The organism is Sneathiella sp., assembly GCF_002694385.1.
Lineage (GTDB): Bacteria > Pseudomonadota > Alphaproteobacteria > Sneathiellales > Sneathiellaceae > Sneathiella.
This window is the reverse complement of the sequence record NZ_NZMB01000012.1, coordinates 353,143-367,622: the sequence shown is the minus strand read 5'-3', so window position 1 is coordinate 367,622 and position 14,480 is coordinate 353,143. Positions and strand designations below refer to the sequence as shown.

General features: G+C 50.7%; 8 protein-coding genes. 5 read left to right on the top strand and 3 right to left on the bottom strand.

Annotated features, from left to right (window positions below; genetic code table 11):
• Positions 1-571: 571 nt before the first annotated feature.
• Positions 572-1,480, bottom strand: a complete 909-nt coding sequence (locus CMN55_RS08440; protein ID WP_293949346.1) for a glycosyltransferase family 2 protein — start codon at positions 1,478-1,480, stop codon at positions 572-574.
• Between the two features lie 2,509 nt (positions 1,481-3,989).
• On the opposite strand from CMN55_RS08440, the gene CMN55_RS08430 reads away from it, so the two are divergent.
• The 3 genes from CMN55_RS08430 to CMN55_RS08420 all read left to right on the top strand — a co-directional run bounded on the left by CMN55_RS08430 (position 3,990) and on the right by CMN55_RS08420 (position 8,180).
• Entirely contained in the window at positions 3,990-4,499 is a 510-nt protein-coding gene (locus tag CMN55_RS08430; RefSeq protein ID WP_293949344.1) for a glycosyltransferase, read from the top strand.
• 225 nt (positions 4,500-4,724) lie between these two features.
• Complete coding sequence (locus CMN55_RS08425) at positions 4,725-7,160, top strand: tetratricopeptide repeat protein (protein WP_293949343.1); 2,436 nt, start codon at positions 4,725-4,727, stop codon at positions 7,158-7,160.
• A 63-nt stretch (positions 7,161-7,223) separates the two neighbouring features.
• Complete coding sequence (locus tag CMN55_RS08420) at positions 7,224-8,180, top strand: ExeA family protein (RefSeq protein ID WP_293949342.1); 957 nt, start codon at positions 7,224-7,226, stop codon at positions 8,178-8,180.
• 65 nt (positions 8,181-8,245) lie between these two features.
• Here CMN55_RS08420 and CMN55_RS08415 read toward each other — a convergent pair whose 3' ends face one another.
• A complete protein-coding gene (locus CMN55_RS08415) occupies positions 8,246-9,622 on the bottom strand; it encodes a TIGR03016 family PEP-CTERM system-associated outer membrane protein (protein ID WP_293949341.1) in 1,377 nt (458 codons plus the stop codon).
• A 153-nt stretch (positions 9,623-9,775) separates the two neighbouring features.
• Positions 9,776-10,408: an XrtA/PEP-CTERM system exopolysaccharide export protein gene (locus CMN55_RS08410; protein ID WP_293949340.1), complete on the bottom strand. Its 633-nt coding sequence runs from the start codon at positions 10,406-10,408 to the stop codon at positions 9,776-9,778.
• Between the two features lie 340 nt (positions 10,409-10,748).
• Here CMN55_RS08410 and CMN55_RS08405 point away from each other — a divergent pair, with 340 nt between their 5' ends.
• Positions 10,749-12,824: a type I secretion system permease/ATPase gene (locus CMN55_RS08405; protein WP_293949339.1), complete on the top strand. Its 2,076-nt coding sequence runs from the start codon at positions 10,749-10,751 to the stop codon at positions 12,822-12,824.
• Entirely contained in the window at positions 12,821-14,104 is a 1,284-nt protein-coding gene (locus CMN55_RS08400) for an HlyD family type I secretion periplasmic adaptor subunit (RefSeq protein WP_293949338.1), read from the top strand. Before CMN55_RS08405 ends, CMN55_RS08400 begins: the two co-directional genes overlap by 4 nt.
• Positions 14,105-14,480: the final 376 nt, after the last annotated feature.

Below are 14,480 nucleotides of genomic sequence, written 5' to 3'. Positions count from 1 at the left end.
ATCAATCGAAAGACATATGTAAAAAAATTAATAGCCAATAGAAATAAAATGTTAACCTTAAATTTATTTTCCATATTTTCTGTTAAATAATGCATTTTCAAAAAGTATTTAGTTACCATTTTTCTAACAAAGAAAGTTTTATTTAAAAAAAATTAATGAAATTTTAATAAAAGCTTTCATGTGAGGCATCTGTATGTCGATTCCTCAACAGGCTGTCATACTCTTTTTCAAATTGGGCAACAATAAGGCCACAATTGATTGTTTTTTTGAAAAAATCAGTTTTTTTTTCGATTTGGTATAAATTTTGAAATTAGATTTTCCAATTTATATAAAAAGAACGACAAAAAACTGACAAATATATAGATAATGGTAAATATATAATTAAATTATACTACATATGGTTAAAAATTTGTAAACAAAAAATAAATAATATGGGATTATATCACTATATAGTTTTTTAATATTCGTAAATATGTAGAATATTTTATTATATATTGACTTATTTTCGGGTCGGAGATTGCTGTTGTCGAGCCGATTGTTGAAAGTGATTGCCTTATACTTTATTTTTTTATTAGCTATTTTTCCAATACTTGTTCGGATCAATATGGCTTTGGCCACTAAAATAGAAGCCCGCCATTATTCTTGCGCGGAACCACCGGCACCAGAACAAAATTGATATCGATTTCAGCTTATCAGAGAAATGTGATAGTTTGTCCGTTCGCAAGGCCTTGATGCTGTGCGGAATTGCAGACATTGCGGTTGCAAAGCAAAGAAGCGGCCATTTGACGGAAAAAAAGCCGCTCTTTTTTTGAGCATTGAATGTCATCGCGGATTGGCGTTTCCACTTTGCTTTCAGCTCTTCAAATGTCGAACGAGCAGGATGCTCGACAATGCAATTATCGCCAAAGCGGAATTCAGCCCCAATTGCATAGGCGCGTTGACACCAGTCCGTGTCCTCTGCCAAATCTGCAACGAATGGGCCCACTTCGTTAAAAAGAGTCCGGCTTGTCCAGAGATTGCCCGTTGCGGCATCCCCTTTCAACGCATGAGATTTTTGATCCATAGCGAAGACGATATCGAAAGCTTCGATACTGTTTGGGCGTTCATCTTTCGGGCGATAGACAATCTTCCCTGCGAGCACGCCTCGTTCACCCATATCCCGCATTTGGCTCAGCCCTTCTTCCACGAAATCAGGGTGGGTTTTGCAGTCGCTATCTGTGAAGGCGATAAATTGTCCGCGGGCGATGGCGACGCCTGCATTGCGTGCGGGTCCGGCGCCTCGCTTCTTTTCAACCACCAGCCGGAGGTTTAGGGCATATTGTTCCAAACCTTGAGGCGGTATGTCCGAGTTGTTATCGCAAATTATGACTTCAAACCTGCTTTTGTCATATGTCTGTCTTTCAAGCGACGCGAGGCAGGCGGCAAGACCCGATGGATCATTAAAGTGCGGTATAACAATGCTGAGTTCAAAGTCGTTCATTGAGGCTTTCCTGCGCAGTTCCTCAAATTAACGAAACTCGCATTCATAGGACTTGATGATCAGGGTCGCAAAAACTCATGAATTTTTCATAAACGCTTTGCTTGTCTTCACCTTTGGTTTCTTGGGTGAAGCGGCGGTTCCGAATTGAAGGCCGGTGCAGATTTCATTGCAGCAGGCTGGGCATTTTGAACCTCTTTCANGAGGCGGCTGCGGCGTGTTTGTATTGCGGTTACCGCAAGAGAGACGCAGGCGCCGAGAAACAGGAAATATGCNCCTTCGGTCTGNCCAAAATAGGACACNGCAAAAAATCCNGCGACGTTAATAAAGACNAATGTGCCCGATGCCCACAAGACAATAAGCTCTGCCTTTGAATTTGCATGGCGCATCGCTTTTCCAAGAATCCAGAATATTGAACCAAGTAANAGNACGTATAATATTAACCCCAGGATGCCACCTCTCACCCCTTCCAATACATACTGNTTGGTNACATCGAANAGGCCCCANCCCCAATGTGCCGTTGACTGGACNCCGACAAGCCACCATTCCCAGAAATTTGATATNGCNTTATCCATNAGNTGNTAACGATGCCANCCGGTTGACCCGCCAACGATATTCATNCGGGCGATCAAATGCCAGACCGGCGCATTCATCACCAAATGGAGTGANATGACAAGCGCGACNAGGCCCCAGCGAAANTAACTCATATAACGGCGGAAATAGAAGAAGCTAAGCCCAATGATTGTNAATATTATCGACATCACNGGGGTACTTGATGCCGTGTTGAAAATAATACCAAAGATACAAACCGTATAAAAAATGAGNTCCGCTCTCGAAACNCCGCGAGTNAACCACATGGCAGCCACCCANGGNAGTGTGTTCGCCCAAAATATTCCNGCCATGATNGGGTGGGAAAATGGCCCCTGNCAACGCAGTCGNCCNTGGCGTATTTTGGTAAACTCGGGAACNCCGCCAAACTGAGCAAACAGNTTGCGTCCNCTAANTCTCTCCATCATGAAGACNGCAAACATGGGAATGGATGCAATTCCNANNACAACCACCAAGCGGCGCAAATCAAACATATTAACAAGATAAATNCGGCCCAGAAAATAGCAGCCGACAGCTTCAAGCATATAGCCGGAACGGGTTACAAANCCTGAGAATCCATTTATGAGAATGGTATAGGAAATAATTCCCCAGATCATCCAAAGTAAAATTATCTTATCTGGNAGCTGNAACGTAAACCCAANATANTCTTTTCTGATCAGAACGCGTAAAAANCCNGCCAATACTGTCANNCGAATGAAATTGAAATCGAGACCGGCAAGCACAAATCTCTGGGCGCTTGGTATNGCCATCATCAAAATGACAAGTGGAATTATCGCCCATTTTCNTGGAAGAATNAAAGTCGCGATGATNCAGCANGCAAGAATTNCNATGCCTGCCGGNTGTGCTGTTGTTACGCCATACCAGCTATCCATNCTTATGCTCNNNCCNGGGCATATCGATGGCCAANACCGTCCATGCCAATATAATTTGTGGGTTCGTCAAANTTATTTCACCTGAATTTCGGATTGTTAATCAGNCCANATNGTCCTGATGGTTGCAATCGTCAATCACTGTAGNCCGNAACGTTAAAAAATATATTAACCTAAAATCANAATTCATTGCGTATTACATCAAACNATGCCACTTGAAAAGTTTTAAGCTNGAAATANGATCTTGTGCGNCATGTTGCATGNGNGTCTCCCATGANTATACGCCANNTNTTCTGCATATGCGGCNATGTTGGCTTTNCTNCATTTGNGNNATATGATCAGNGGTTCCNGANCATTGATATTTNCGGCTNCCAACAGGCTTNTTATATATAAAGTNTCAGANANTTTATTAAGTANATGGTAACACAACATTATTATTTTAATAAAATACAGACTGAAAATTATTNCCTAANATTCTAGGNATCCNAACCANTGTGTATCNTTGATACCGGGCNGGATCTTCTACGGAGCGACTAAGGCTAAGTAATGGCGAAAAATCCAAAANTTCTGGCAATTTCCTCGGCCGGGGGGCATTGGGTGCAGCTTCAGCGCTTGCGTGTGGCGTGGGATGGCTGTGATGNGGCCTATGTCACGACCAAGGAAGGNTANCGGGATGATCTGATTGCGGATGCNGCTCATCGCGGTCAANCCGCGCCGCGGTTTTACCGGGTGGTGGATGCCAACCGCTGGCAGAAGCTTCGCCTCTTGCGACAGCTTTTCGGCATCGTGATTATCCTGCTGCGNGAGCGGCCNGACGTGATTATCTCGACNGGTGCGGCGGCAGGTTTTTTTGCNCTNCGCCTCGGTAAGCTGATGGGGGCCCGNACCATCTGGGTGGACAGCATCGCCAATGCNGAAACGATGTCCCTTTCCGGGAAGAAAGCGGCNGGCTGCGCCGANCTCTGGTTGACGCAATGGGAGCATCTGGCCGGAAGCGAAGGGGATAAAGGCCCGCAGTATAGAGGATCGGTNGTATGATTTTTGTAACCGTCGGGCACGAACTCCGCTTTGATCGTTTGATGCGCGCCCTGGATGAGTGGGCGGGGACAACCGGATACAAGGATATTTTTGCCCAGGTTGCCGATTTGGGGGACGATGGCTATGCGCCGCAGAATTTCCAATGGCAACGCTTTCTCGATCCGGACGCCTTCAAGACGAATTTCGATCAGGCGGACCTGATTGTTGCCCATGCGGGCATGGGAACCATCATTACGGCGCTGACCATGAAGAAGCCGCTGCTGATCCTGCCGCGCAAGGAGCGGCTGATGGAAACCCGCAACGATCACCAGCTTGCCACCGCTGAACAGTTCGCCCGGCGGGAAGGCATTTATGTGGCCAGAGATGAAACGGAACTGGGGGCGGAGCTTGATAAGCTGATCAAAAACCCGCCCCCGGCCATGAGTACCGCGGCAAGTCCCTTTGCCGATCCAAAACTGGTTGAGGCCATTCGCGGATTTATTCTTGATGGTCGCCCCTCCCCCTGACGGATCTGTGAATTTGTCATACGGCAAATTAAGCATATTTTGAGAAATCGGCTCTAGACTGACAGCCACGGAATGCGGTCAATTGTATTCTGTGTTTTTTGCATGGGGCAGCGTTTGATGTTATGCCTGCAAGGGGTCGGATTTTGCAGGAAAGATGGCCGCGGTCGTTATATATATGTATGCGTTCGGCCCTGCTGACGTAATGGGCAACAGAAAGTTTGATCGATGAGCCTTGGAAATTTTAATGCGTTTGTGAAATCGGGTTTTGCGGGCGCCGTGGCGCTTGTGATCATCCTTCTGACGCTCTCTGCCTGTGATACACCAGAGGAAAAGGCTCAGGCTCATTTTGAGGCGGGGATGGCTTTTGTTGAAGAAGGAAACTTCGTCAAGGCGGGCATTGAATTTCGCAATGCGCTTCAGCTCAACGAAAATTTTGCGGATGGCTGGTATGGTCTGGCGCTTGTCGAGGAGCATGAGGGCAATTTCCGAAAATATGCCGGTGATATTCTGAAGGTGATTGAAATTAACCCCCGTCACCTGCCGGCGCAGGTCCGCTATGGTAAAATCATGCTGCTTTCCGGTGAATTGGAGAAAGCACTGGAAGTCAGCGATCTTGTCAGTGAACTGGCGCCTGGCAGCGCGGAGGCGCTGGCGCTTAAATCGGCAGTCATGTTCCGGCTTGGCGACAAGAGCGGAGCGGTGGCCGCGGCGAAAGCCGCGCTTGCGGCGGATCCGTCAAATATCGATGCCGTTCTTGTTCTGGCGGCTGAGGAAATTTCCACCGGAACGGCGGAAGCGGCAGTCAAGATTATTGATGAGGGGCTTGTCCATAACAAGGGCAATGCGCAGCTTCAGATCGTCAAGATCCGCGCCCTTGAGGAATTGGGGCGCAATGAGGATGTCGTCCGGGTTTTTCAGGAGCTTATCCAAAGCAACCCCGAAGATATCACCTATCGTAAGAGCCTTGTTCATTTCTATCTGCAGCATGGCAGAAAGGAAGAGGCGGAAAAAGAGATCCGGAATATTGCAAAGGAGAATCCAGCGGATGCCAATGCCAATCTGGATGTGATCCGCTTTGTCAGAACCGTAAAAGGGGATGAGGCGGCCGCTGCCGAACTTGAGAGTCTGATAGAAGAGCATCCGGATGTTTTGGATTATCGGTTTGCTCTGGCGACGCTCGCCGAACTGACAGGGGATGATGAACGGGCCATGGTTATCCTGGGCTCCATCATTGATAAAGAGATCCCTATTGAAGACATGATGGCAGCGTACAACAAGCTGGCGCAGCTATATTTTTCAAATGGTGATTTTGAGGAGGCGCGCTACCTCGCCTACGATGTTCTGGAAATGGATTCGTCCAATACCGATGCCCTTATCCTGATTGGCGCCATCGAGATTGATGAGGGCAAGATTGATTCTGCTATTTCCAATCTGCGCTCCTCCATGCGCCAGCAGCCGCAGTCCGTCCGCGCCTCGCTTCTTCTTGGCAAGGCGCATGAAATCAACGGCAGCCTGGAACTGGCGGAAGACCGTTATGCCGCCGCCTATCGGTTCAGCAAGGAAGAGCCGAAAGTAGGCATTATTTATGCCCAGTTTTTTCTTCGCCATGGAGAATTGCAACGGGCGGAACGAATCCTTGAAAAGCTCTCCGAGAGACATCCCGAGAATGCGGATGTTTTGAAGCTGCTGGCAGAAATTATGCTGAAGAAGAATGACTGGATTGCGGCAGATGACCTGGCCGGCAAACTGCGCGCTCTCGATGCAACGGATTCGGATGCCTATCAGATCAGCGGCGCCGCGCTGGCAGGTCTTCAAAATCCGGAGGATAGCCGTCTCGCCTATGAAAAGGCTTATGAAATCACGCCGGATGCCGGAACGGCCATAAAGGCGCTTGTCGAATCCTATCTTTTGAATGGCGAGATAGAAAAGGCGAGAAGTTTTCTGAGCAGTGTCATGGAGAAAAGCCCGAATAATTATCTGGCGAAAACGCTGCTGGCGCGGATTGAGTTTCAGAACAACCGGACAGAGGCGGGCGAAAAACTGATCCGTGAGGCAATTGCGGGCGCGCCTACAGAGCCGTCGGGCTATGCCATGCTTGCCCGTCATTATCTGGAAAAGGGGCAGGTGAACAAGGCGGAGGCGATCCTGAAAGAAGGCCTGGAGGTGACGCCGGACGGGTTTCTCCTCAATATCACACAGGCCGGACTTCTGGAGAGTGAAGGCAAGATACCCGAGGCCATCGCAATCTATGAGCGGCTGATTGAAGAGCGGCCAAACTCTGAAATTGTGGCAAATAATCTTGCCAGCCTGATTGCCGAGACGTCCAATAATGAAGAAGATCTGCGACGGGCCTACACTCTTGCAAAAAGATTCCGCAACTCCAAGGTTCCGAATTTCCTGGATACGCTCGGGTGGATTCATTACCGCCTTGGGGAATATGAAATGGCAACGCCACTCCTGCGGCGGGCCGTGGAGCGTGACCCGAATATGGCATTGCTGCGCTATCATTTTGGGATGTCCTTAAAGGCCGAAAACAACCAGGACCGGGCGATTAGGGAGCTTGAGCAAGCCCTCGCACTCGGAGCATCGCAGAAGTTCACCAGAACGGCCGAGGTGGAGAAAGCGCTTGAGGAGCTGAAAGCCGGACAAAAAACGAATTAGTTGAAATCATTATATTATTTATTATTTGAAAGTAATCCGGATTAACGGGCGAAGGCAGACATAATGTACAGAGAATTTTACGGACTTACCCAAAAGCCATTTTCGATTCTGCCGGATCCGCATTATCTCTACTGGGGACACAGCCATTCTCTCGCCTATTCCATGCTTGAATACGGGGTGATGAATCGTGCCGGATTTACGGTCGTCACCGGCGAGATCGGCTGCGGCAAGACGACACTTATTCGCCATCTGCTCGATCGGCTGGATGAAGATTTCACGGTTGGTCTTGTTTCCAATATTCAGGACGGTGACCTGCTGCAATGGGTTTTGATGGCTTTCGGTCAGCCTTATGAGGGAAAATCTCACGTCGCGCTGCATGATGAATTGCAGCAATTTCTGATTCGTGAATATGCAGACGGGCGTCGTACCATCCTGATCGTTGACGAGGCACAGAATCTCGGTCCGAAACTGCTGGAGCAACTTCGCCTTCTCTCCAATATCAATGCGGACAATGACCAGCTTCTTCAGCTTATCCTCGTCGGTCAGCCACAGCTTAAAGAACTGTTACAGGCGCCGGAGCTGGTTCAGTTCGCACAGCGTATCGCCTCCGACTTTCATCTCTCGCCGCTCTCGGTCGAAGATATTGATGCCTATATCAAGCACCGGCTTCATATCGCGGGACGAGATCTGCCGCTGTTCACAATGGATGCCTGCCAGAAACTCTATGAAGCCAGCCGCGGCATTCCCCGCATTATCAATATTCTTGCCGATACCTGTCTGGTCTATGGTTTTGCCCGGATGGCGCCAGAGATTGACGGGAAGATTGTCGGCGAAGTTATTCGCGACAAACAGACACATGGAATTTTCGGGGTATCAACTCCAAAAGGCGTTGAGGAAACCAGGGCCAGCCGTCTTCCGGTTCAGACAAAAGAAGAGGCCGGAGAAGAGAAATCCGAACTTGTCATTCATGACAAAGAACTGGCAAAGCGGATTTTCAAGAAGCTCCGCTCAAACGGGTAGTCAAGAAAACGCCCGGATTTCCGGGCCGATAAAAACCGGCTGAAATCAGGGCGTTGGATTGAGGTTCAGAATTCTTTTCTGACCGAAATCGAAACCGTGTTTTCCCGAAGGCTGTCGACGTTGTTCTCACTGTCGCGATTATAGTGGCCATAGGCAAGACTGCCGATAAAAGTCGGCGTGAATTGATAGCTGAGGCCGGTCTGGCCATAAAAGGCTTTTTCTTTCCCGCCAGCAGACTGCGCATCAATTATTTCCGAATATCCACCGCCGAGATCCCAGCCCAATCGACGGGAAAGCTGGCGGGTAAAACTGCCATCAAAGGAAGCGACCGACTCATCCGCACTGTACGAAAGGAATTTGCGCGTAATGTAACTCGCCGTAGCGGAATAGCTGTTCCGGCCTTTTTCTCCGCTTAATCCCATGGAAAAGGTTTTTGTCTTGGCAATAGAATCCGAGTAGCCGCCAGCAAAAGTGTTCGGGTTCACCAGATCACCATTCTGATCGAGGATACGCGCATTGGCAAAAGATGAGCCGGAACCCGCCACATCAACATGATACCCGGCAATGAATCGCGCTTCGCTGGAAATAAGATAGGTGAAGTCCGCATCAACAACGCCGCCGCCGAAACGGTGCCCGACCTGCAGGCTGAGATCGGTGCGCGGCCCGGGCGTCAGACGGACGCCGGCGCCATAGAACGCCCCGCTGATTTTGTCATTATTAATATTGTCGCCATCAAATTCATCCCAACCGCCAGAGGCCAGCAGCGCCACATACCGATTGATCGGCACCTGTCCGTCCGCTTTCATGGTGCTGCGTTTCAGATCGTCGCCGTTGTCGACCTGATTGTCGAAGGCAAATGCTTCCACCGCCCATTTGGTGCGAGAAAATTCACGGCCGCTCTGCAGGGTGAGATCAATCCGGTTGGTATCCGAATCATTCGGCTCCGAACCGGAGATGCGGGAATTTGTATTGGTAAAACTGACCATGCTGTGGGTGTAGCGGATAATACCCGTCGCATAGCCGCCAAAATCATGCTGGTAGTAAGGGCTGATGCGGGTATTTAGAACCCGCGTATTGTCGCCGGTGCCGGAACGGTCGGAATAGGCGGTTGTTCCGTCACTGGAGTAACGTTCTTCCGTCAGGGCGACGTCGGTTTCAAGAAACAGGTTGTCAGAAATGAGCTCCGCATTCCCCGATGCCAGCAGGTTATGGTCGAAACCGTTCAGTTCCGAAAACCGGGCATAGACATTATACCCGACATCATAAGCGGCCCTCAGTTGCAGGCGGCGACCGATCCCTTCAACTTCAAAGCCGGCACGGAGGGTTGTGATGGCGTCGTCTTGCTCGTCACTTGCCGTACCATAAGCGTTGTCCGTATAAGTTTCACTCATGCCGATATATGGATTGAAAATCCATTCTGCGGCCTGAAGATTTCCGGCCATGATCAGGACCCCGCTGGCGACGGCACATCCGAGCGCCAGCGAAGAGCATGAATTTTTTCCGAAAACTAGCTGGTTTGCATTTAACACAATGCGACTACCTTCTATCTGTTTCCACCCTCAATACATACGGCAATCGAGATTGCCGCCACGCTACTAGAACCAGCTTTGCGGAATAATCAGAATATCCCCCGGCAGGAGCGGTACATTGGCGCTTACATCGCCGCCGACGATCAGGTCATCAAGACGGACGTTATAGGACATCTGCTCTCCGCCTTCCTTGCGGACGATGACAGCCCGGTTGCCGGCTGCAAACTCCGTCATGCCGCCAACGGCAATGATCGCGTCCAGAACCGTCATATCGTTGCGATAGGGGATGGCTTTTGGCTCGGCGGCCTGTCCAACGATACGGATCTGCTGGTCATAGGGACCATTGAAAGTCTGAACCGTAACGGTGACGAGCGGATCCTTGACATATTTGGCCAGCTGCTTCTCGATATCGCGGGCGAGTTGCTGCGATGTTTTCGAAGCGGCCATCATGTCATCAACCAGCGGGGTCGAGATCCGGCCATCCGGGCGGACCGGGACAGTGACGGAAAGATCCGGGTTCTGCCAGACGAAGACATTGAGTTCGTCCTGCGGGCCAATCACATACTGGGGTGCCTCGGCAAGTGAGCTCGGAGCGACCGAGGATGCCTGGTTCTGGGCGGCACATGCAGAAACGAACAGCGCCAGTGAAATCAAGGCGGTCCGGGCGGCAACGGACTTTATCTTCAGAAGTGTAAACACGTTAAGTGCCTCCCCCTATTTCTCATAATATTCTGATATAGGTATCAGAAATGGTTAATTCCGACAATATGACTTTGTAACACAGCTATAACGGCTTATCTAAGGGTAACGCCATATTTTATTCCACTATTCCCCTAAAAATGGCCATAATGCAACAATAGTATATGGCCATGTTCGGGTGATAGCATCACATTTTCAATTGCCAGAACGTTTTATCACTAAAAATCTTAAAAAATTTTCAAAGTTTTTTTGTATCATTAGCGCCTATCGAGCATTGGCAAAGGCGCTGACAATCAATATGATCCGGCACATTGCTGGTTATGGTTAATTAGAGGGAAGCGTGAGCATACAAAAAAACCCGCTTCTGAAGGAAACTTTAGATAAATGTTCCCGGGTCTTCATCATTTTGGCAGTGTTCGGGCTTGCCATAAATCTGCTGATGCTGACGGCGCCGCTTTTCATGATGCAAGTGTTCGACCGGGTTATCACCAGCCGTAATACGGATACCCTTGTTCTTTTGATGCTGATCGCGGCGCTTGCGTTGCTCACCATGGCGTTACTGGAGGGGGTGCGAACCTTTATACTTGTCCGCATGAGCCGCTGGATGGATAGCCAGGTGGGTGGGTCGGCGCTGACGGCCAGCATTCTTTCCACCCTGACAACAGGCCGGGAAGCCAGCATTCAGGCGTTGCGCGATCTTGGGACATTTCGCTCCTTCCTGACCGGGCCGGGCATTTTTCCCATACTGGATGCGCCTTTTGCCCCCATTTTCCTGGGGGTGATGTTTCTACTGCATCCGATCCTTGGCTGGATCGCCCTGATCGGTGCGGCCATCCTGCTCGGCCTTGGTATTGTCAACGAGAAGGTAACCCGTAATCTGCTGTCGGAATCAAGCGGACAGCAGATGGTCGCGATGAAACAGGCGGAAACGGCGTCGCGTAATGCGGATGTGATCGAAGCCATGGGCATGATGCCGCAGCTTATCAAACGCTGGAATGCCCGGAATGCAGACTCGCTCGCCCTGCAGGCGCAGGCAAGTGATCGGGGCGGGATTATTTCGGCGGCCTCAAAATTCGTGCGGGTGATGTTGCAGATCGGCGTGACGGGCGCCGGTGCGTGGCTTGTCATCCAGGCCGAGATGAGTCCCGGCGCCATGATTGCGGGCTCGATTATCATGGGTCGGGCGCTGGCGCCGGTCGAACAGGCGATTGGTTCATGGAAAGGATTTCTTTCCGCGCGCGCGGCTTACAGCCGCCTGAAAGCACAGCTTGAAGCCAGCCCGCCTGTGGGAACGGATCTGATGCCGCTCCCCCGCCCCAAAGGCGCCGTCTCGGTCGAGGGGCTTAGCTATACCCATATAAATTCGAATGAACCAATCCTTCGCAATATCAATTTCCGTCTGGCGCCGGGCGAAATACTCGGCATTATCGGACCGACGGCCGCAGGCAAGACGACGCTTGTCCGGCTGCTGGTCGGTAATCTGAAGCCGCGCTTCGGTCATGCCCGGCTGGATGAGATGGATGTCGCCGAATGGAGTGCCGATGATCGCGGTCAGTATATCGGCTATCTCCCGCAGGATATCGAACTTTTCTCCGGCACGATCCGTGAAAATATTGCCCGTATGGGGGATGGCGATCCGGCAGAGGTGATCGCCGCCGCCAAAAAGGCGGGCATTCACGATATGGTCCTGCGCATGGAGAAGGGCTATGAGACCGAGATCGGGGAAGGCGGCGCCGCTCTCTCCGGGGGGCAGCGGCAGCGAATTGCACTCGCCCGTTCGCTTTATGGCAACCCGAGCCTGCTGGTTCTGGATGAGCCGAACGCCAATCTCGACAGTGTCGGGGAATCAGCACTAATGCATGCCATGGATAATCTTCGTGCGGAAGGCATGACGATTATTGTGATTGCGCACCGGCCTAATATCCTTCGTCATGTAGATAAGATTCTGGTGTTGAAAGACGGCATCATGCAGGAATTCGGGCCGCGTGATGAAGTGATGATGAAACTGCAGGGGGCGCAGAAGGCGCTGCCGGGGCCCAATCAGGCAATTCAGGTGCGAAAAGAAAATGGGGCAGCCACCCGGTCGCAAACAATAGTTCGGCCCATGGCATCGGATGACGTGACCAATATAAGGGACGTGTCACGCAAGGCGTCTTCTCCGGGCCCGGTGACAATCACTCCCGTTGCAACCAAAAAGGCCAATGGTCATCACGTAAACGGCGGCCTGAATGGAAACGGCAAGGTCAAAAGACGACCGGCCGTGCTCACCATGGGACCAAGCGAGAAAATCAAGGCGAAAATCCAATCTCTCACTCCCCAACCCTTGAGCGATGCGGATATTTCAAAAATCTACGCCCTTTTTGTACAGGGTGATCAGGCAGGTGCGCTCAAATATATTGAGGAAATGAAGAAATGATGAATGTACGCATACCCGTCATTTTTGGCCTTGTCGTCATTTTCCTGTTTTTTGGCGCCTTTGTTGGCTGGGCGGCATTTGCCCCGCTCGGCAGTGCAGCGATTGCGCAGGGCGTGGTCAGCGTTGAGGGCAATCGCAAGTCTGTCCAGCATCTGGAAGGCGGCATTGTTTCCGAGATCCGCGTAAAAGACGGCCAAACCGTCAAGCAGGGCGATGTGCTGATTGTGCTTGATGAAATACAGTCAAGGGCCTCGACGGAAATCGTCCGTAGCCGTTACGCCATTGCCCTTGCGCAACAAGCCCGGCTGCTTGCGGAACGGGACGGGCGCACCGAAATCGAATATCCGGAATGGCTTGTTGAGCGCAAAGACGATCCGAACGCAAAACAGGCCATGCTGGGACAGCAGAATATTTTTGATTCCCGCCAGACATCACGGGAAGGCCAGATCACGATATTGAAACAGAAGGCGGTTCAGCTTGGAGAAGAGATCAATGGTCTTGAAGGTCAGGTGGAATCGGGCAAGCGCCAGATAGCCCTGATCGGCGATGAAATCCGGGACGTCGCCTCGTTGGTGGATAAAAAGCTGGCGCCGGTGTCACGGCTGCGCGCTTTGCAGCGCAATCTTGCAGAGCTCAATGGAAACCAGAGTCAAAGTATCTCAAGAATAGCGCAGACCCGCCAGGCGATTGGCGAGGTTGAGCTGCAGATCGGCGAAATGTCGAACCAGCTTATGGACGAGGTGGTCTCCGAGCTGAAAGAGGTGCAATCACAGATATTTGATCTTGAAGAACAGATGCGCGCCTCCGAGGATGTATTGTCGCGTACGGAAATCCGCGCGCCGACCGATGGCTTTGTCGTCAATCTTCAGGTGCATACCACAGGGGGCGTGATCAAACCGGGAGAGACGGTAATGGATATCGTCCCGGATAATGTCCAGCTTATCGTCGAGGCGCAGGTCAACACCAAGGATATTGACTCTGTCTATATCGGGGCGCCGGCGCAAATCCGGTTCCCGGCGTTCAGCCAGCGGTTCTCCCTGCCAGCCAAGGGGGAAGTTTTGAGCGTCTCCGCAGACAGTCTGGAAGACGAGCGAACCGGAAATTTTTATTACCTTGCCCGTATTCAGATTGAAAATCTTGACGAGGCAAATATCGAGGTGACGCAGCTTCGGCCGGGTATGCAGGCGGATGTGATGATCTCGACGGGAGAGCGGACGGCGCTCGACTACTTTGTCAATCCGATCATTCTGAGTTTCAACCGGGCGCTCCGGGAAGATTAATTATCATATAGAGCGGTCTGGCTTCCTCGCCGACGGGCGGGGAAGCTGTGGGCGGGCTGATACTTGCCCTGTCATCGGGCTTTGCTATAAAATATCCGGAAAACAGAATTTGCGTCATATAGATTGATACAGACCATATGGCCATGCCAGCTTGTCAGATGGCTGAAGCGGCGTCATTGGCTTCTTGTAAAAATGTCCGATATCAGAATTGTATCCGCACAAACTGCACATATATCGCTTTTTACGTTTTTTAAACCAAACATCTGTAATTTCTGACTACACGGCCCCTGGAGTGGAAAGCGCATCTTAATGAAAATTGCGATAGTATCTCGTCATGACCCGACCAATGTTTCCGCATGGTCAGGAACGCCCTATT

Coding starts and splice junctions, on each gene's coding strand:
- CMN55_RS08440 (WP_293949346.1), bottom strand. CDS start 1,480: ATGAACGACTTTGAACTCAGCATTGTTATACCGCACTTTAATGATCCA.
- CMN55_RS08430 (WP_293949344.1), top strand. CDS start 3,990: ATGATTTTTGTAACCGTCGGGCACGAACTCCGCTTTGATCGTTTGATG.
- CMN55_RS08425 (WP_293949343.1), top strand. CDS start 4,725: ATGAGCCTTGGAAATTTTAATGCGTTTGTGAAATCGGGTTTTGCGGGC.
- CMN55_RS08420 (WP_293949342.1), top strand. CDS start 7,224: ATGTACAGAGAATTTTACGGACTTACCCAAAAGCCATTTTCGATTCTG.
- CMN55_RS08415 (WP_293949341.1), bottom strand. CDS start 9,622: ATGGCCGGAAATCTTCAGGCCGCAGAATGGATTTTCAATCCATATATC.
- CMN55_RS08400 (WP_293949338.1), top strand. CDS start 12,821: ATGATGAATGTACGCATACCCGTCATTTTTGGCCTTGTCGTCATTTTC.